17 protein-coding genes are annotated in these 17202 nt (G+C 69.9%); 5 read left to right on the forward strand and 12 right to left on the reverse strand.

Annotation, left to right across the window (positions count from 1 at the left end; translation table 11 throughout):
• The first annotated feature begins 3 nt into the window (after positions 1–3).
• Genes pstB through phoB form a run of 3 tightly spaced genes read left to right on the forward strand, consistent with a single transcriptional unit; the run spans position 4 to position 2386 of the window.
• Positions 4–789, forward strand: a complete 786-nt coding sequence (gene pstB, locus ABAZ39_RS00140) for a phosphate ABC transporter ATP-binding protein PstB (RefSeq protein ID WP_172428312.1) — start codon at positions 4–6, stop codon at positions 787–789.
• A 45-nt stretch (positions 790–834) separates the two neighbouring features.
• Positions 835–1650, forward strand: a complete 816-nt coding sequence (gene phoU / locus ABAZ39_RS00145) for a phosphate signaling complex protein PhoU (RefSeq protein WP_038525577.1) — start codon at positions 835–837, stop codon at positions 1648–1650.
• Positions 1651–1681: 31 nt separating this feature from the next.
• On the forward strand, positions 1682–2386 hold the full coding sequence (gene phoB / locus ABAZ39_RS00150) for a phosphate regulon transcriptional regulator PhoB (RefSeq protein WP_014238776.1): 705 nt from the start codon (positions 1682–1684) through the stop codon (positions 2384–2386).
• Positions 2387–2538: 152 nt separating this feature from the next.
• Here the strand turns inward: phoB and ABAZ39_RS00155 are convergent, their stop codons facing one another.
• The 8 genes from ABAZ39_RS00155 to coaBC all read right to left on the reverse strand — a co-directional run bounded on the left by ABAZ39_RS00155 (position 2539) and on the right by coaBC (position 8489).
• Positions 2539–2811 carry a hypothetical protein gene (locus tag ABAZ39_RS00155; RefSeq protein WP_014238775.1) on the reverse strand — a complete coding sequence of 91 codons (273 nt, stop codon included), beginning with the start codon at positions 2809–2811 and terminating at the stop codon, positions 2539–2541.
• Between the two features lie 5 nt (positions 2812–2816).
• Positions 2817–3254 carry a DsrE family protein gene (locus tag ABAZ39_RS00160; protein WP_038525582.1) on the reverse strand — a complete coding sequence of 146 codons (438 nt, stop codon included), beginning with the start codon at positions 3252–3254 and terminating at the stop codon, positions 2817–2819.
• 26 nt (positions 3255–3280) lie between these two features.
• Positions 3281–4069: a HesA/MoeB/ThiF family protein gene (locus ABAZ39_RS00165; RefSeq protein ID WP_038525583.1), complete on the reverse strand. Its 789-nt coding sequence runs from the start codon at positions 4067–4069 to the stop codon at positions 3281–3283.
• 74 nt (positions 4070–4143) lie between these two features.
• Positions 4144–4953, reverse strand: coding sequence for a hypothetical protein (locus tag ABAZ39_RS00170; protein WP_051657711.1), 810 nt, complete (start codon positions 4951–4953; stop codon positions 4144–4146).
• Positions 4954–5251: 298 nt separating this feature from the next.
• Complete coding sequence (gene cysK, locus ABAZ39_RS00175; RefSeq protein ID WP_014238771.1) at positions 5252–6211, reverse strand: cysteine synthase A; 960 nt, start codon at positions 6209–6211, stop codon at positions 5252–5254.
• Positions 6212–6286: 75 nt separating this feature from the next.
• A complete protein-coding gene (locus tag ABAZ39_RS00180) occupies positions 6287–6742 on the reverse strand; it encodes an RrF2 family transcriptional regulator (RefSeq protein WP_014238770.1) in 456 nt (151 codons plus the stop codon).
• Complete coding sequence (dut, locus tag ABAZ39_RS00185) at positions 6742–7236, reverse strand: dUTP diphosphatase (RefSeq protein WP_038525586.1); 495 nt, start codon at positions 7234–7236, stop codon at positions 6742–6744. Before dut ends, ABAZ39_RS00180 begins: the two co-directional genes overlap by 1 nt.
• Positions 7233–8489 carry a bifunctional phosphopantothenoylcysteine decarboxylase/phosphopantothenate--cysteine ligase CoaBC gene (gene coaBC / locus ABAZ39_RS00190; protein ID WP_038525589.1) on the reverse strand — a complete coding sequence of 419 codons (1257 nt, stop codon included), beginning with the start codon at positions 8487–8489 and terminating at the stop codon, positions 7233–7235. Before coaBC ends, dut begins: the two co-directional genes overlap by 4 nt.
• Before the next feature lie 281 nt (positions 8490–8770).
• Between coaBC and ABAZ39_RS00195 the strand changes: the two genes are divergently transcribed.
• Positions 8771–10201: a sigma-54-dependent transcriptional regulator gene (locus ABAZ39_RS00195; protein WP_038525592.1), complete on the forward strand. Its 1431-nt coding sequence runs from the start codon at positions 8771–8773 to the stop codon at positions 10199–10201.
• A gap of 383 nt (positions 10202–10584) precedes the next feature.
• The gene (locus tag ABAZ39_RS00200) at positions 10585–10794 is read left to right on the forward strand and encodes a cold-shock protein (protein WP_014238764.1); all 210 of its coding nucleotides are present in this window, start codon (positions 10585–10587) and stop codon (positions 10792–10794) included.
• A 7-nt stretch (positions 10795–10801) separates the two neighbouring features.
• On the opposite strand, the gene ABAZ39_RS00205 is transcribed toward ABAZ39_RS00200, so the two are convergent.
• From ABAZ39_RS00205 to ABAZ39_RS00220, 4 genes are read right to left on the reverse strand one after another with little or no spacing between them, the layout of a single operon-like run.
• The gene (locus ABAZ39_RS00205; protein ID WP_051657712.1) at positions 10802–14170 is read right to left on the reverse strand and encodes a PAS-domain containing protein; all 3369 of its coding nucleotides are present in this window, start codon (positions 14168–14170) and stop codon (positions 10802–10804) included.
• Positions 14171–14210: 40 nt separating this feature from the next.
• Positions 14211–15188, reverse strand: coding sequence for a metal ABC transporter permease (locus ABAZ39_RS00210; protein WP_038525595.1), 978 nt, complete (start codon positions 15186–15188; stop codon positions 14211–14213).
• Positions 15185–16390: a metal ABC transporter permease gene (locus ABAZ39_RS00215; RefSeq protein ID WP_051657713.1), complete on the reverse strand. Its 1206-nt coding sequence runs from the start codon at positions 16388–16390 to the stop codon at positions 15185–15187. The genes ABAZ39_RS00210 and ABAZ39_RS00215 overlap by 4 nt, the downstream gene beginning before the upstream one ends.
• Positions 16387–17196 (reverse strand): metal ABC transporter ATP-binding protein, encoded by an 810-nt coding sequence (locus ABAZ39_RS00220; RefSeq protein ID WP_038525598.1) that lies wholly within the window; start codon positions 17194–17196, stop codon positions 16387–16389. Before ABAZ39_RS00220 ends, ABAZ39_RS00215 begins: the two co-directional genes overlap by 4 nt.
• Between the last annotated feature and the right edge of the window lie 6 nt (positions 17197–17202).

A 17202-nucleotide genomic window follows, 5' to 3' on the forward strand; every position in this document is an offset into this window, starting at 1 on the left:
GCCATGGCTTCGCGTCCCGCCGCCGGCATCCACGGCACCAAGATGGTCGCCCGCGACGTCAAGGTGTTCTACGGGGCCAAACAGGCGCTCAAGGGCATCAACCTGGAGATCCAGGAAAACCGCGTGATGGCGCTGATCGGCCCGTCCGGCTGCGGCAAGTCGACGTTCCTGCGCTGCCTGAACCGCATGAACGACACCATCGAGAACTGCCGCGTCGAGGGGCTGATCGCGCTCGACGGCGAGGATGTCTACGGCAAATCCATCGACGCCGTGCAGCTCCGCGCCCGCGTCGGCATGGTCTTCCAGAAGCCGAACCCCTTCCCGAAGTCGATCTACGACAACATCGCCTACGGCCCGCGCATCCACGGCATCGCCAGCCACCGCGACGAGATGGACGAGATCGTCCAGACCTCGCTGAAGCGCGCCGGCCTGTGGAACGAGGTGAAGGACCGCCTGCGCGAGCCGGGCACCGGCCTGTCCGGTGGCCAGCAGCAGCGCCTCTGCATCGCCCGCGCCATCGCCGTCAGCCCCGAGGTGATCCTGATGGACGAGCCCTGCTCGGCGCTCGACCCCATCGCGACCGCCCACATCGAGGAGCTGATCGACGAGCTGCGCGAGAACTACACGATCGTCATCGTCACCCACAACATGCAGCAGGCGGCCCGCGTCTCCCAGAAGACCGCCTTCTTCCATCTGGGCGACATGGTGGAGTGCGACGACACCGAGGAAATCTTCACCAACCCGCGGGACGAGCGCACCCAGGGCTACATCACCGGCCGCTACGGCTGATCCCCGGCATCGCCGCATCCTTTCCATCAGCGAAGGACGTGAAGCATGAGCAACGAACACATCGTGCGTTCCTTCGCGCACGAACTTGAGCGCCTGTCCAATCTGATCACCCAGATGGGCGGCGTCGCCGAAGCGCAGGTGGACGCCGCCGTGAAGGCGGTGGCCCGCCGCGACGTCGCGCTGGCCGCCCAGGTCATGCAGGCCGACCGGCGCATCGACGCCTACGAGCGCGACATCGACGCCGAGGCCGTGCGCCTGCTCGCCCTGCGCCAGCCGCTGGCCCAGGACCTGCGCGAGATCGTGTCGGCGCTGAAGATCGCGTCGGACCTGGAGCGGATCGGCGACTACGCCTCCAACATCGCCAAGCGCTCGCTGGCGCTGGCCCAGGTGCCGGTGGTGCGCCCGGCGGTGGCCATCCCGCGCATGGGGCGGCTGGTCGAGTCGATCATGAAGGACGTGCTGGACGCCTACATCGAGCGCGACGTCCAGCGCGCCATCGCCGCCTGGGAACGCGACGAGGAGCTGGACGACCTCTACACCAGCCTGTTCCGCGAAGTCCTGACCTACATGATGGAGGACCCGCGCAACATCACGCCCTGCACGCACCTGCTGTTCATGGCGAAGAACCTGGAGCGGATCGGCGACCACGCCACCAACATCGCCGAGACCATCCATTATCTGGTGGTCGGGACGACGCTGCGCGCCGCGCGTCCAAAGAACGACGGCAGCAGCTTCGCCGTGGTCGAGCCGGGCGGTTCGGTCATGGATGCGGCTACGGAGTCGGTGGAACGGGGGCCAGTGGAACGGGGATTGCCGCGGGACGACGGCCCGGATAACGATGGAGCGGGACATGCCGCGTGACGGCGAGACGCGCAGTGGGAGCGGGACAAGCATGAATTCGGCGCTGAAGCCGCTCGTTCTCATCGTCGAGGACGAAGCCGACATCGTGACGCTGCTGAAGTACAATCTGGAGAAGGAAGGCTTCCGCGTGAACGCCGCCACCGACGGCGAGGAAGCCCTTCTGCTGGCCGGCGAGCAGACGCCGAACATCGTCCTGCTCGACTGGATGCTGCCGCTGATGTCGGGGCTGGAGGTCTGCCGCCAGATGCGCCGGAACAGCAAGATGCGCGACATCCCGATCATCATGCTGACCGCCCGCGGCGAGGAGGCGGACCGCGTGCGCGGCCTGAATTCCGGCGCCGACGACTACATCACCAAGCCCTTCTCCCCGACCGAGCTGGTCGCCCGCATGCGCGCCGTGCTGCGCCGCTCGGCCCCCGGCATGACCGACGAGACGCTGCAATTCGCCGACGTGACCATGGATCTGGCCGCCCACCGGGTGCGCCGGAACGGGCGCGACGTGCATCTGGGGCCGACCGAGTTCCGCCTGCTGCGCCACTTCATGCAGCATCCCGGCCGCGTCTTCTCGCGCGAGCAGCTTCTCGACGTGGTGTGGGGCCACGACGTCTATGTCGAGCCGCGCACCGTGGACGTTCACATCCGCCGCCTGCGCAAGGCGATGAACGAGGAGACGGAGATGGACCTGATCCGCACCGTCCGCTCGGCGGGCTACGCGCTGGACAGCAAGTCCATCTGACCGAAATGCGCCAAGCGCCGGCCTTGCCCTCTCCCTTAACCCTCCCCCGCTTCGCAGGGGAGGGGGTTGTTTCCCTCTCCTGCGAAGCGGGGGAGGGAAGGGGCCCACGCGTCAGCGTGGGAAGGGTGGGGGTTCCGTGTGCAATGCGAAAGCTACCCCTCCAGCAGCCCCACCGCCTCCCGCAGGATCGCCACCTTCGGGCCGAAGCGCTTCGCCGGGTCGCTGTCCTCGATGAAGCCGATCATCATGCGCAGGGCGTGCGCCACCCGCGGGGCGAGGTCGGGATGCGCGGTCACATGCTGCGCCAGATGGACCAGCGCGTCCCGGTAGGGCCGGCCCTCGAAGCCCTCCGCGGCGATCGCCTCGAAGCGGTTCGCGTGTTCGATCACCAGGCTGTGGTCCACCGGGCTGTGGTCGTCCGTCATCGCGTTCACACGAACAGGATCGCGCCGGTCTTCGGCGCGTCGTTCAGGAAGGTGACGACCCCGCCGGTCGTCACCGGCACGTCGGGGCGCAGCGGCACGCCGGCCGGCAGGCCGAGCGCGCGCAGCCCCATCTCGCAGGCCATGACCGTGACCTTGAGCATCACGCAGGCTTCCAGCAACTCCTCGAAGCCGGCCAGCCCGTTGGCGGTGAAGGCGGCGTCGCGCTCCGCCGGGCGGCTGCCGTCGTCGGCCGGGTCCAGCCGGTGCCAGCCCGGCACGCCGTCGGTGTCTCCGGCCAGCAGCGTGTTCAGGGCGCGGCCGGTGAAGAACAGTGTGACCTTGCGGTTGGTCGCCGCCGCCGCGCTGGCCATCACCAGGGCGTAGTGCACCCGGTCGAAGCCGCCCGCGAACAGGACGATAGACAGGGACTCGGGGCCTTCCATGACTAAAGGGCTCTCCCAATCGCCGCTCAGTGGGCGGACAGGTCGTGGATGGTCGGGTGGGTGCCGCACAGCGGGCAGTCCGGGTCGCGGCGCACGGTGATGCGCTGGAAGGAGGCGTGCAGCGTGTCCAGCATCATCAGGCTGCCCGACAAGCCCTCGCCGATGCCCATGATCTCCTTCAGCACCTCGGTCGTCTGGAGCGAACCGACGAAGCCGGCCAGCGCTCCCAGAACGCCGCCTTCGGAGCAGGACGGCACCAGACCGCGCGGCGGCGGTTCCGGGAACAGGCAGCGGTAGCAGGGGTGCGGGTCGCCGAGATGCGCCTTGAAGGTGGAGACCTGCCCGTCGAAGCGCAGGATTGCCGCCGACACCAGCGTCTTTTTCGCGAAGTAGCAGGCATCGTTCAGCAGGAAGCGCGTGGCGAAATTGTCCGACCCGTCGGCCACGATGTCGTAGCGCCCGATCAGGTCCAGCGCGTTGTCCTTCGTCAGCCGTGCCTTGTGCACCTCCACCGCCACGTCGGGGTTCAGCGCGCGGATGCGGGCGGCGGCGCTCTCCACCTTCGGAACGCCGAGCGACGACTCGTCGTGGATGACCTGCCGTTGCAGGTTGGACAGGTCCACCGTGTCGTCGTCGATGACGCCGATGGTGCCCACACCCGCCGCGGCGAGGTAGAGCAGCAGCGGTGCGCCCAGCCCGCCGGCCCCGACGACCAGGACGCGGGCGCGCAACAGCGCCTCCTGCCCGATCCCGCCGACTTCCGGCAGGATGATGTGGCGGGAATAGCGGTGAAGCTGGGTATCGGTGAAATCCATGATCCGCAGAATAGCGCGGAACGCCCCATGCCGCGCAAGCCCCCTCGCTCGGGAGCCTGACGCGGGCGGCAGCGTCAGGCGAGCAGGCTCATCTTGTAGGGGGTGGTCTTCGACGTGCTGGACGACTTGTTCGCATCCTCCGCCGCCCACTGCTTCAGCCGCGCCTCGCGCTCCCGCATGATCTTGTCGAACGGGCGTTCCTCGGTCGATTCGGGTGTCTTGGCGACTTTCTGGATGAAGTTCAGCTGATAGGGGATTTCGCCGACCACGTTCTTCGGCGGGACGATCACCAACTCATACTGGCCGGGGTCGATCTTGAAGCTGGGCTTCTTCAGCATGTCCTCGCCCGCCTTCGTCGGGTCCATCGTGTCGCCGGAGGCCACGACCTTGCCCTCCTTGCTCATGAGGGCCCAGCGCGTGTAGGGCAGGGACATGTTGCCGACGAACTCGCCGCCCTGGGCGACGGTCAGCGTGTGCTTCTGGACGCCGCTGTCGTTGCCGACGACGGCGCGGGCGATGCCCTTCATCTGGGCACCGGTCCCCACCATCATGATGTTCTGGCGTTCGGTGATGTCCAGCGTGTATTCGCGCTCGTTCACCCCGCGGACGGCCTGGGAGATGACCGCGGTGTAAGTGCCGGGGCCGAGCTTGGCGCTGGTTTCCGCCGCCTCGTTCTTCGCCTTCGCCTCGGCGACGACCTTGTTGTTCTGGTCGACGATCTTGATGTTGGTGTTGATGTCGGCGATCTTGAAATTGAATTCGCCGGTCTTCGACACCGTGAACTGGCGGTAGTCGGTGGATGCGAGGTTGGAGTCCAATTCGTTGGTGATGCCGCGGAACTGGAACCAGTTCATCGTCGAGGCATTCGGAATCGTGACGCCCATGGTGGCCTCCCCCGCTGGTCCTGTGCCGTCCGCTCCGCATCGTCGCGCAGCCGCGCCGCAAGCCGGTCCGTTGCCCGGAACGGCGGAGCCGCGCCGGCCGAAATTCCCAGCGCCGACAGGTTAAATTACTAAAATCCAATCTTTTTGTCAAATCGCCTCCCGATTCCGGGGGCGGGCACAAAGACCGGACGCAGTCCACTCTACAGCAGGATGCGTGGCGATGCAATATTCGCCGCCCGGTTGCGCGTCGGGAGTCCCTTCCCACGCCCGTGAGCGGGCGCGGGAAGGGATGCCGGTGTTACTCCAGCCCTTCGAACAGGGCGGTGGAGAGATAGCGCTCGGCGAAGGACGGCAGGATCACGACGATCAGCTTGCCCTCGTTCTCCGGACGGGAGCCGATCTCCAGCGCCGCAGCCAGCGCGGCACCCGAGGAGATGCCGACCGGGATGCCTTCCAGCTTCGCCACCTTGCGGGCCGTCTCGAAGGCGCGCTGGTTGGAGATGCGGACGACCTCGTCGATCAGGTCCTTGTTCAGGACGTCCGGCACGAAGCCGGCGCCGATGCCCTGGATCTTGTGCGGGCCGGGCATGCCGCCGGACAGGACGGGGCTGTCCTCCGGCTCCACCGCGATGGTGCGGAAGCCCGGCTTGCGGGCCTTCAGAACCTCCGACACGCCGGTCAGCGTGCCGCCGGTGCCGACGCCGGAAATCAGGAAGTCGGCCTTGCCGTCGGTGTCCTTCCAGATCTCCTCCGCCGTGGTGTTGCGGTGGATCTCCGGGTTGGCAGCGTTCTTGAACTGCTGGAGCATGTAGGCGTTCGGATCGGTGGCGACGATCTCGTCGGCCCGGCGGATGGCGCCCTTCATGCCCTCCGCCGCCGGGGTCAGCACCAGCTCGGCGCCCAGCAGCTTCAGCATCTTGCGGCGCTCGACCGACATGCTTTCCGGCATGGTCAGGATCAGCCGGTAGCCCTTGGCGGCGGCGACGAAGGCCAGCGCGATGCCTGTGTTGCCCGACGTCGGCTCGACCAGGGTGGTGCGGCCCGGCTCGATGGTGCCGGCACGCTCCGCCGCGTCGATCATCGCGAAGCCGATGCGGTCCTTCACGCTGGCCAGCGGGTTGAAGAACTCCAGCTTGCCGACGATCTGGGCCTTGGCCCCGGCGTCCTCGGCCAGCCGGTTGACGCGCACCAGCGGCGTGGCGCCGACGGTGTCGAGAATGCTGTCGTAGATCTTACCGCGAAACTCGGAACCCGGCATTTTTCACTCCTCCGGTGTGTGGTATTTTCCCACTTTCTACATCATGCGTAGAATTTAACCGTTTTCCGTGTGGGATCAAATCGTAAAATCGATGCGGTCTTCGGTCTCGCTCTCGACGCCGGCGGTGCGGGCGCGCAGGCAGAGATCCTCGATGGTGATGTCGTCGAGCTTCTTCATGCATTCCTCCTGAAGCTCGTTCCACAGCGGGCGCACCACCTTGTGCCCCAGGATGGAGCCGGCCGGCTCCTCGATGGGGTCGGTGGCGGTCTCCATGGAGCGGACGACCTTCACGATCTCGCCCAGCGTGATCCGCCGGCGCTCGCGGGCCAACCGGTAGCCGCCGCGCGGCCCGCGCACGCCGGCCAGGACGCCGTCGCGGACGAGCTGCTGGAGAACCTGCTCCAGGTAGCGCTTGGGAATGCCCTGGCGGCGGGTGATCTCGCCGGATTGCACGGGTTCGGTGCCAGCGTTGTAGGCGATGTCCAGCACCGCCTCGATCGCGAACATCAGCTTCTTGGAGATGCGGAGCATCAGTGCGACTCCTGCGCGGGGGAGGTCGAGACGAACTGGCCGGTGGAGCCGAAGCCCCCGGTGCCGCGGGCGCTGTCGGGCAGAACGGCCGACTCGGACCAGGCGGCGCGCTCGTAGCGGGCGATCACCAGCTGGGCGATGCGCTGCCCGCGCTCCACCGTGAAGGGCTGGTCGCCGTGGTTGATCAGGATCACCCCGACCTCGCCGCGGTAATCGGCGTCGATGGTGCCCGGGCTGTTCAGCACCGTGATCCCGTGCTTCAGCGCCAGGCCGGAGCGCGGCCGCACCTGCGCCTCGTAGCCGTCGGGCAGGGCGAAGGCGACGCCCGTGGGGATCAGCGCGCGGCGGCCCGGTTCCAGGACGACCGGCTCCGCCAGCGCGGCCAGCAGGTCCATGCCCGCCGCGTGTTCGGTCGCGTAGGCCGGCAGGTCCAGCCCCGCGGCGTGGGCGAGCCGGACGATGGGAACGGGAATGGCGGATGCCGTTGCGCTCACGGAATGGTCTCCTGGGGGGCAGGGGGGGAAGGCGGGTTGAAATGCCGGGCGATGGCCTCGGCCAAGCGGGCGGCCACGGCGTCCTTGCCCATGGTGGGCCAGTCCTCGGCGCCGTCGGCGCGGATCAGATGGACGGTGTTGTCGGCCCCGCCGAAGGTGGTGGTGCCCGGCGACACGTCGTTGGCGACGATCCAGTCGCAGCCCTTGCGCGCGCGCTTGGCGGTCGCGTAGTCCACCACGTTGCCGGTCTCCGCGGCGAAGCCGACGACCAGCGCCGGGCGGCGCGGCCCGGCCTGGGACAGGGTCGCCAGGATGTCGGGGTTCTCGGTCAGGGCCAGGCTCGGCGGGCCGCCGCCGTCCTTCTTCAGCTTGCGGTCCGACTCGCCGGCCACGCGCCAGTCGGCGACGGCGGCGGCGCAGACCGCGATGTCCGCGGGCAGGGCCGACTCGCAGGCCGCCAGCATCTCCCGCGCCGTCTCGATGGGGCGCACGGTGCAGCCGGCCGGGTCGGGCAGGCGGGTCGGGCCGGTGACCAGCGTCACCTCCGCCCCCAGCCGCCGCAGCGCCTCGGCGATGGCGTGGCCCTGCTTGCCGGAGGAGCGGTTGGCGATGTAGCGCACCGGGTCGATGGGCTCCACCGTCGGGCCGCTGGTGACCAGGGCGCGCTTGCCGGCCAGCGGCATGGGCGCGTCCAGCTCCTCGAAATGGGTGGTGATGGCCTGGACGATCTCCATCGGCTCGGCCATGCGCCCGAATCCGTACTCGCCGCAGGCCATCTCGCCCTTATTCGGGCCGACCCGGCGCACGCCGCGCTTTTCCAGGAGGGCCAGATTGTCGCGGGTCGCCGGATGCTCCCACATGCGGACGTTCATCGCCGGGGCGACGAGCACCGGCTTGTCGGTGGCCAGCAGAACGGTGGCGGCCAGATCGTCGGCCATGCCGGCGGCCATGCGGGCCAGCAGGTTGGCGGTGGCCGGGGCGACGACCAGCAGGTCGGCGTCGCGCGACAGCTGGATGTGCCCCATCTCCGATTCGTCGGTCAGGGACCACAGGTCCTGGTAGACGGTGTCCTCGGTCAGCGCCTGCACGGACAGGGGCGTGACGAACTGCGCCCCGGCCCGGGTCAGGACCGCGCGCACGCGCACGCCCCGTTCCTTCAGGCGGCGGATCAGCTCCAGGCTCTTGTAGGCCGCGATGCCGCCCGCAATGACGAGCAGGATGCGCTTGCCGGACAGCACGGATGTTTCGGCCACGGGGGTCCGCCGCTCCTTGCTATGGATTTTGTAGAATTCAGATATTCCATCACGGCGTCCGGTACAAGCGTCCTTCGCTCATCCACACAGCAAATCCGGTGTGAAATGCACATCCATGACCGGAATGTGAAACCATGGACGGGATATTTCGTTGCGCGGCCGCATTCCAGGTCTTTCGCCCATGGCCCGTCATCGCGTAGAGTGCATTTTTAAGGATTTGCTGATAACCAAGGCAATCCGGAGGCTCTTTTCCCTATTTTCCATTTGAATTCAAACGGTCCATGCCCGCGCGCTCCACGCCCGTTCTGCTCGTCGAAGACACGCCGTCGCTGGCCCGCGTCTACGCGGAGTTCCTGAAGAAGGACTGCAGCGCCGTCACCACGGTGGAGACGGGGGCCGCGGCGCTGGAGCAGCTGGCCGATGGCGTGCCGCGGATCGTGCTGCTGGACCTCCAGCTTCCCGACATGCACGGGATGGACGTGCTGAAGCGGATCAACGCCCAGGCGCTGCCCTGCGCGGTCATCATCATCACCGCCCACGGGTCGGTCGGGGTGGCGGTGGAGGCGATGCGCTACGGCGCCTATGATTTCCTGGTGAAGCCCTTTTCGGCGGAGCGGTTGACCGTCACCGTGCGCAACGCCATGGAGCGGCTGCGCCTCGCCCAGCTGGTCGACAGTTTCGAGAAGGATCTGGGGCGCAGCCGCTACCACGGCTTCCTCGGCTCCTCGCTGGCGATGCAGGCGGTCTACCGGATCATCGACAGCGCCGCCTCCTCCCGTGCGACGGTCTTCATCACCGGCGAGTCGGGGACCGGCAAGGAGGTCTGCGCCGAGGCCATCCACCGGCAGAGCCCGCGGGCCGACCGGCCCTTCATCGCCATCAACTGCGGGGCCATCCCCAAGGACCTGATGGAGAGCGAGATCTTCGGCCACATGAAGGGCTCCTTCACCGGGGCGGTGGCCGACCGCGAGGGCGCGGCGGCGCGGGCCAACGGCGGCACCCTGTTCCTCGACGAGATCTGCGAGCTGGCGCCCGACCTCCAGACCAAGCTGCTGCGCTTCATCCAGACCGGCACCTTCACCCCGGTCGGCGGCAGCAAGCTGGAGAAGGTCGATCTGCGCATCATCTGCGCGACCAACCGCGACCCCCTGCGCGAGGTGGAGGAGGGGCGGTTCCGCGAGGATCTCTATTACCGCCTCCACGTCATCCCCATCCATCTGCCGCCGCTGCGCGAGCGCGAGGACGACGTCCTGGAGATCTGCCGCCAGTTCCTGGCCGACTACACCCGGGAGGAGGGCAAGGGCTTCGTCCGCTTCTCACCGGCGGCGGAGCAGGCGCTGCGCACCTACCACTGGCCGGGCAACGTGCGGCAGGTGCAGAACGTGGTGCGCAACATCGTGGTGCTGCACGACGGCGACACGGTGACGCCGGCCATGCTGCCGGCCCCGTTCGGCACCCCGGCGGGGACCGCCGCGCCGCCGCCCGCCAACGGTGGCGGAAACGGTCATGGCGGCGGCCACGCCCAAGGCTCCGCGGCCCAGGCGCCGTCGCCCAAGACGGTGAAGCCGCTGTGGGAGGTGGAGCGCGACGCCATCGAGGAGGCCATCGCCGCCTGCGACGGCAACATCCCCCGCGCCGCGGCCCTGTTGGAGATCAGCGCCTCGACGATCTACCGCAAGCGCCTCGCCTGGCAGGCCGAAGGGAAACTCTGAGTCCCGTCCCCCGTTCCCGTTCCAGGCCCCGTTCCCGGCCCTGCGCCACTGGTCCTGCCGAAGCATAGGCTTCGTGTGCGTTCAATTCACGCAAGACCATCGAAAGTCTTGCCGTGCCGGGACCTGCCGCCATCGGCTTATTTCCAAATGACCGGTCTGGCCACATTGGGCATATGCCGTGAAGCCGCCTTGCCGGTTCCGGTGCCATCCGGCTAGCCTCCCCTCGCGTTGCTTTGCTTGCGCTTCCGCGTGGCGCCACACCGGACCGCTACACCGGATCGCCGGACATGACCGCCACACCGTCCATCGTCCTTCGCCGGCCCCTTGCGCCCCGCGGCGCGGACCGGCGGCAGCCCCCCGACCGAGGAGCAGGAGTTCGCCTTATGACCACCGGCACCGTCAAATGGTTCAACACCACCAAGGGATATGGCTTCATCGCGCCGGAGGCCGGCGCCAAGGACGTGTTCGTGCACATCACGGCCGTGCAGAAGTCGGGTCTTCACGCCCTGTCCGAGGGCCAGCGCGTCGAGTTCGAGGTCGCGCGCGGCAACAACGGCAAGGACGCCGCGGTCAACATCAGCGTCATGGAGTGAAGCGACGTCATGAGATGACATAGCCGCGCAGCCGGTAAGCCTCCACGGCTTCCCGGGTGAGGCGGGGGATGTCGCGGCACAGCGACGTCACCTCGCCCACCGCGTTGCTCCGGCAGGCCAGCTCCAGCGCCCGGGCGGCCGCCGACAGGTCGCGGGCGCCGAAGGTCCCGGCGGTGCTCTTCAGCGTGTGGGCCTCCTTCGCCAGCCCGGCGAGATCGGCCGGGCCTCCCTCCACCGCCTCCGCCCCGCCGCGGGCGATCCTCTCGGCCCGCTCCAGCGTCTCCTCCACGAACTGGCGGATGACGTCGGCCAGCAGATCCGCGTCGAGATCCCGGGCGAGCTGCTGGAGCACCTCCATGTCCAGCACGCCCGCCATGGCGGGGGTGTCCGATGGCGCGGCGGGCCCAGAAGACTCCACCAGGGCGTGCTCCGCCGGGGTGGCGTCCAGCCAGCGGGCCACGGTTTCCAGCAGATGCGGGCGGTCGATGGGCTTGGCGACATGGCCGTTCATCCCGGCGGCCAGACAGCGTTCGCGGTCGCTGTCCATGGCATCGGCGGTCATGGCGATGATCGGGACGGTGCCGACCGGCGGCGGCAGGGCGCGCAGCCGGCGGGTGGCGGTCAGCCCGTCCATCTCGGGCATGGCGAGGTCCATCAGGACCAGCCCGTAGGGCGACGGGCCGGACGCCACGGTTTCCACCGCCTCCAGCGCTTCCCGCCCGTTGTTGGCGATGTCCACCCGATAGCCGGCGCCGCGCAGCAGCAGAGCGGCGACCATCTGGTTGGTCGGGCTGTCCTCGACCAGCAGAATCCGCTGGCCCGCTCCGCCGCCGGATGGCGTGGCTGCGCCGTGCGGACCCGGCTCCGCGGCGGGCGGTGCCTCCGCCGCGCCCCGTCCGGTCATGGCGGCGAGCAGGCGGGAGGGCCGGGCCGGCTTCGTCACCGTGGCGTCGGTGCCGTTGCCGCCCCCGCCCACGGTGCGGTGCGGCAAGGCGAGCCGGACGATCCGTTCCACTCCGTGCGCGCGCAGCCGGTCGGGCAGGGACCCGGCGACCGGGGTTTCCACGCTGCCGATCACCGCGATGCCGGCGGCGGGCAGGGTTCCGGCGTCCAGCCCGGCCACCATCGCGATCACGTCCGGCGCACTCACCGTCGCCCCCCATGAGCGGAACTGTTCGGCCAGCGCCCGCCGGGCGACGGGGTTGGATTCCAGAAGCAGGACCGTCTGCCCGGCCAGCGGCGGCGTCTCCGCGCCAGCGGTCCGCTGCGCTCCTGGCTCCAACGGCCCGGTCTCCAGCGGCAGGGTGAACCAGAAGCGGCTGCCCTGGCCGGCGGCGCTGTCGAAGCCGATGCTTCCCCCCATCATCTCGACCAGCCGCCGGGAGATCGCCAGCCCCAGCCCGGCGCCGTCGTGGCGGCGCGACAGGCGGGGATGCACCTGGGAGAATTCGGTGAAGAGATCGGCCTGCGCGTTCTGCGGAATGCCGATGCCGGTGTCGGTCACCTCGAAGCGCAGGCGCGGCGGCGCGTGGGCTTCGCTCCCACATTCCGACAGGGTGACGGCGACGCCGCCGCGGTCGGTGAACTTCACGGCGTTGCCGACGAGGTTCAGCAGGACCTGCCTCACCCGGCCCGAGTCGCCGCGCAGCATCGCCGGCAGGCCGCCGGGGATGCAGACGGCCAGCTCGATCCCCTTGGCGAAGGCGCGGGCGGCCTGCAGCTCGACCACGCTCTCCACCACCTCGGCGGGGGAGAAGCGGCCCGATTCCAGGGTCAGCTTCCCGGCCTCCATCTTGGAAATGTCCAGGATGTCGTTGAGCATGGACAGCAGCGCCTCCGCCGATTCGCGGGCGGTGCGGGCGTAGGCGCGCTGCTCCTCCCCCAGCGGGCCGTCGAGCAGCAGCCCCAGCATGCCCAGAACGCCGTTCATCGGGGTACGGATCTCGTGGCTGATGGTGCGCAGGAATTCCGACTTGGCGCGGCTCGCCAGCTCCGCCTGCTCCTTGGCGAGGCGGAGCTGCGCTTCGGTGCGGCGGTGGGCGGTGATGTCGCGGAAGGACACCATCGCCATGGTCCGCCCGCGGTAGGGCACGTAGCGGGTCTCCCCCTGCACCGTCAGCCGCTCGCCGTTGCGGCGCAGACAGACGGTCTCGAAGGGAGTCTCGTCGCGGGCGCGGATGCGCTGCCAGGAGAGGTCGCGGTCCTCCGGCGCCATCAGCGCGGTGATGGACTGCCCCGTCAGCTCGTCCGGCGCATAGCCCAGGATGGCGGCCGCGGCGCGGTTGGCGTCGGCGATCACCCCCTGCTCGTGCACCAGGATGCCGTCGATGGCGGCGTCCGACAGTTTGCGGAAACGGTCCTCGCTCTCGCGCAGGGCCTGCTCCACCCGGCGGTGATCGGTGATGTCGGTGTAGGTCATCAGGACCGAGCGGTCGGGCAGGAAGCTGGCGGTGATCTCCAGCACCCGGCCGTCGGGGCGCGTGCGCTCGATGCGGCTGACGCCTTCGGGACGCAGGTTGGTCAGGTGTCGCCCGACGATCTCCGCCGTGTCGCCGGGGCCGAACTCGCCGCGCTCGGCCATGAAGCGCAGGAAGCCGGGCATGGTCAGGCCGGGATGGAGCGCGTCGTCCGGCAGGTCGAGCATCTCGCGCAGGCGCCGGTTGCAGGTCAGGAAATGGCCGTCCGCGCTCCACACCACGAGGCCCTGCGACATGGCGCTGAAGGTGGCCTCCAGCAGGTCGGACTTGTAGGCCAGCTCCTGCTCGCGCCGCTTCAGCTCGCTGATGTCGGTGCGCAGCCCGACATAGCCGCCGTCGCTGGTCCGCCGCTCCTCAATCTTGAACCAGCGCCCGTCGCCGATCCGCAGCACTTGCGGCCCCTGTGGGTTGCGGTGCCGCTCCATCTCCCGCTCGACCCAGCGGTCGATGTCGCCGGGGCCGCAGTCGGGGTAATGGCCGGTGGCGGCGGCGCGGCGAATCAGCGATTCGAAGGGGATGCCGGGCTCCAGAGGCCCCAGCAGGGCGTAGATCTCGCGGAAACGGGCGTTGCACTGGACCAGCCGGTCGTCGGCGTCGAACAGCGCGAAGCCCTCGTTGACGACCTCGATGGCCTCGGACAGGCGGCGGTGGGCGTCCGCCGCCCGGCTGTCGGCGGCGCGGGCCTCCGCCTGGGCGCGCTGGGTGGCCTCCCGTTCGCGCAGCACCGCCAGACCCATCACCACGCCGGCCAGCCCGATCCCGAAAAAGGGCCAGATCAGCTCGTCGGTCCCATGCTCCAGAAGATGCTGCAGCGTGTGCAGCGCGCTCGCCATCAGAAGGAGGAACGCGACCAGGGTGAGCCAGCTCCAGCGGCGCGGCCGGCGGTGGGGGAACGGCATTCGGCGCTCCGCATGGGACGAGGCGAAAACGTTACGGCTTTTACGCCTCCGGAGCAACGAATCCGGGGGCGGCGCGCAGCCGGCCGACGGCGCGCCGCCGGCCCAGCAGGCCGTGGCGCGGTCCGAACAGGACGGCCAGCGCCAGGATGAGGCCGGACGCCACCGCGATCATCCCCGCTGCGTTCAGCGAATGGGAGACCCCGAGCAGCATCGGCCCGAAGGCCGCAGTACCGTAGCCGGCCAGCGCCGCCAGCACCCCCAGCGCGACGCTGAGCAGGATCTGCGCGGCCAGCCGGTCGGTCAGCAGGCGCGCCGCAGCGGGCGGGGCGATCAGCATGGCGATCACCAGGATGGAGCCCACCGCCTCGAAGGCGGCGATGGCGGTGGCCGCCACCAGAAGCACCACCCCGTAATGGAACAGCCCGGCCGGGATGCCCAGCGTGGAGGCCAGCGCCGGGTCGAAGGTGGTGATCTTCAGCTCCTTGTAGAACAGCCCGACCAGGGCGACGCAGAGCGCGAAGACCGCGGCCAGCGTCAGCACTTCCCGCGGCAGGGCCGCCCACACCGCCGGGTCGGTCAGCGACGCCCAGCCCTTGGGGGCGAGCCACAGGATGGTCTCCAACTGGCCGTAGAGCACGCAGTCGGCATCCAGATCGACCCCACCGGCCGACGCCTGTTCGATCATCACCACGCCGGCGGCGAACATCACGGTGAAGACGACCCCCATGGCGGCGCCGGACTCCAGCCGGCCCAGCCGCCGCACCGCCTCGATCAGCAGGCCGGCCAGCGCCGCGGCGGCCAGCGCGCCGAGCATCATCGGCAGCGTCTCCCGCGTGCCGGCGACCAGGAAGCCGCCGACGATGCCGGGCAGGATGGCGTGGCTGACCGCGTCGCCCATCATCCCCTGGCGCCGCAGCACCAGGAAATTGCCGACCAGCGCGCAGGCGGCGCAGGCCAGCACCGCGGCGAGCAGGGCGGGGGCGTCGATCTGAAGGAATTCCTGGACGTCGGGCATCATGACGGGGCGCTCCGCTCCTCCAGCAGCCGGACCATGTCGCCGGGCAGGACCGAGTCGATGGGGTCGACGCCCCAATTGGCGTGGGCGGGCAGCAGCGCCGGGTAGTCGGCCAGGAACCGCTCCCACAGCCGGCGGTCGCGCGCCGCCGCACCGGCGGCGGTCTGCCCGGCGGGAGTCAGGGCGCCGTCCCGGATGTAGCCGCGCAGGCGCAGCCAGAGCGCCACGGAGCCCTCCACCGGCCGGCCGTCCAGCAGGTCGGCCAGGGCGCGCCGCTCCGCGAAGGTCAGGCGCAGCCGCCCCTGGCGCAGCGCGGCGGCGACCAGCCCGCGCGCCGGGGCGAACAGGAAGCTGAGCAGGAAGAAGCCCCCGGCGACCAGGACGATCACCGCCCCCGCCGGCAGCTTGGGCAGCAGGGCCGACAGGGCGGCGCCGAGCCAGCCGGACAGCGCGCCGATCACCGCCGCGGCGACGGTCAGGGCGGGCAGCCGGTCGGTCCAGAAGCGGGCGGCGGCGGGCGGGATGATGAGGAGCGCGACCACCAGGATCAGCCCCACCGTCTGGAGTCCGATCACCGTCACCAGCGTCGCCAGCCCCATCAGCGCGAGGTCGAGCGCCCCCACCGGCCAGCCCTGCACGGCGGCGAAGCCGGGGTCGAAGGCCAGCACCCGCAATTCCTTGAACAGCAGGGCGACGGCCAGCGCCGCCCCGGCGGCCAGCAGGCCGATGGCGATGGCCTCGCCCTGGGCCATGGCGGCGGTCTGGCCCAGGATGAAGGTCTTCAGCCCGGCCTGCCCGCCCAACTCCAAATTCTGGATGACGCTGAGCAGCACGACGCCCAGCCCGAAGAAGACTGACAGCACCGCCCCGATCGCCGAATCCTCGGTCAGCCGGGTGAAGCGGGACAGCGCCTGCACGGTCAGCAGCCCGACCACCCCGCTGGCCACCGCCCCGGCCAGCAGCAGGGGCAGCGACCGCTCCGGCAGGCCGAGCGCCGCCCCGACCAGGAAGGCGATAGCGATGCCGGGCAGGGTGGCGTGGCTCAGCGCGTCGCTGACCAGGGCGCGGCGGCGCAGCAGCAGGAAGGTGCCGACCGTCCCGCCGGCCAACCCCAGCGCGGCGGTCCCGGCAACAACCACGGCGCTGTTGAAGCCGGACTGGAAGGTCAGGATGCGCAACGCCTCGTCGAACACGGAGTCGATCATGACGCCTCCGCTCCCAATGCCGCGGGTGTCGGCATGGGCCGTCCGCCGTAGGTGCGGGACAGCAGGTCGGGCGTCATCACCCGTGCGACCGGCCCTTGGGCGACCACGCGGGTGTTGAGCAGCAGGGCGTGGTCGAAATAGTCGCTGACCGTCTGCAGGTCGTGGTGGACGCAGATCACCGTCCGCCCGGCGGCGTCGAGGTCGCGCAGCACCTGAAGCACCGCGCGCTCCGTCGCCGCGTCCACCCCGGCGAAGGGCTCGTCCATGAAGTAGAGCTGCGCCTCCTGGGCCAGCGCGCGGGCCAGGAAGACGCGCTGCTGCTGCCCGCCGGAGAGCTGGCCGATCTGGCGCTTGGCGAAGTCGGCCATGCCCACCCGCTCCAGCGCGTGCAGTGCCGCCTCCCTGTGGGAGCGGGTGACCGGGCGGAACCAGCCGATCTTCCCGTAGCGGCCCATCGCCACCACGTCGAGCGCCGAGACGGGGAAGTCCCAATCCACGCTTTCACGCTGCGGCACGTAGCCGATCAGGCGGCGCTGCCTGGCGATCGGGCGCCCGAACACCTCGACCGTTCCCGACACCCGCGGGACCAGCCCGAGACACGCCTTGATGAGGGTCGACTTGCCCGCGCCGTTCGGCCCGACCACGGCGATCAGCCCGCCCGGCGGGGCGGCGTAATCGACGTTCCACAGCACCGGCCGGCGGTGGTAGGCGACGGTCAGGCCGCGGATCTCCAGGGGCGGCGGCCCGATGGGCGAGGCCTCTTCGGGGGCGGTGCGGCTGCCGGGGGTGCGCCAGAGATACTGCATGGTCCG

The sequence above is a fragment of the Azospirillum argentinense genome, assembly GCF_000632475.1.
Lineage (GTDB): Bacteria > Pseudomonadota > Alphaproteobacteria > Azospirillales > Azospirillaceae > Azospirillum > Azospirillum baldaniorum.

What these genes read in the sequence shown, in the direction of transcription:
- pstB (WP_172428312.1), top strand. Translation starts at nt 4, where the DNA reads ATGGCTTCGCGTCCCGCCGCCGGCATCCACGGCACCAAGATGGTCGCC.
- phoU (WP_038525577.1), top strand. Translation starts at nt 835, where the DNA reads ATGAGCAACGAACACATCGTGCGTTCCTTCGCGCACGAACTTGAGCGC.
- phoB (WP_014238776.1), top strand. Translation starts at nt 1,682, where the DNA reads ATGAATTCGGCGCTGAAGCCGCTCGTTCTCATCGTCGAGGACGAAGCC.
- ABAZ39_RS00155 (WP_014238775.1), bottom strand. Translation starts at nt 2,811, where the DNA reads ATGACGGACGACCACAGCCCGGTGGACCACAGCCTGGTGATCGAACAC.
- ABAZ39_RS00160 (WP_038525582.1), bottom strand. Translation starts at nt 3,254, where the DNA reads ATGGAAGGCCCCGAGTCCCTGTCTATCGTCCTGTTCGCGGGCGGCTTC.
- ABAZ39_RS00165 (WP_038525583.1), bottom strand. Translation starts at nt 4,069, where the DNA reads ATGGATTTCACCGATACCCAGCTTCACCGCTATTCCCGCCACATCATC.
- ABAZ39_RS00170 (WP_051657711.1), bottom strand. Translation starts at nt 4,953, where the DNA reads ATGGGCGTCACGATTCCGAATGCCTCGACGATGAACTGGTTCCAGTTC.
- cysK (WP_014238771.1), bottom strand. Translation starts at nt 6,211, where the DNA reads ATGCCGGGTTCCGAGTTTCGCGGTAAGATCTACGACAGCATTCTCGAC.
- ABAZ39_RS00180 (WP_014238770.1), bottom strand. Translation starts at nt 6,742, where the DNA reads ATGCTCCGCATCTCCAAGAAGCTGATGTTCGCGATCGAGGCGGTGCTG.
- ABAZ39_RS00195 (WP_038525592.1), top strand. Translation starts at nt 8,771, where the DNA reads ATGCCCGCGCGCTCCACGCCCGTTCTGCTCGTCGAAGACACGCCGTCG.
- ABAZ39_RS00200 (WP_014238764.1), top strand. Translation starts at nt 10,585, where the DNA reads ATGACCACCGGCACCGTCAAATGGTTCAACACCACCAAGGGATATGGC.
- ABAZ39_RS00205 (WP_051657712.1), bottom strand. Translation starts at nt 14,170, where the DNA reads ATGCCGTTCCCCCACCGCCGGCCGCGCCGCTGGAGCTGGCTCACCCTG.
- ABAZ39_RS00210 (WP_038525595.1), bottom strand. Translation starts at nt 15,188, where the DNA reads ATGATGCCCGACGTCCAGGAATTCCTTCAGATCGACGCCCCCGCCCTG.
- ABAZ39_RS00215 (WP_051657713.1), bottom strand. Translation starts at nt 16,390, where the DNA reads ATGATCGACTCCGTGTTCGACGAGGCGTTGCGCATCCTGACCTTCCAG.
- ABAZ39_RS00220 (WP_038525598.1), bottom strand. Translation starts at nt 17,196, where the DNA reads ATGCAGTATCTCTGGCGCACCCCCGGCAGCCGCACCGCCCCCGAAGAG.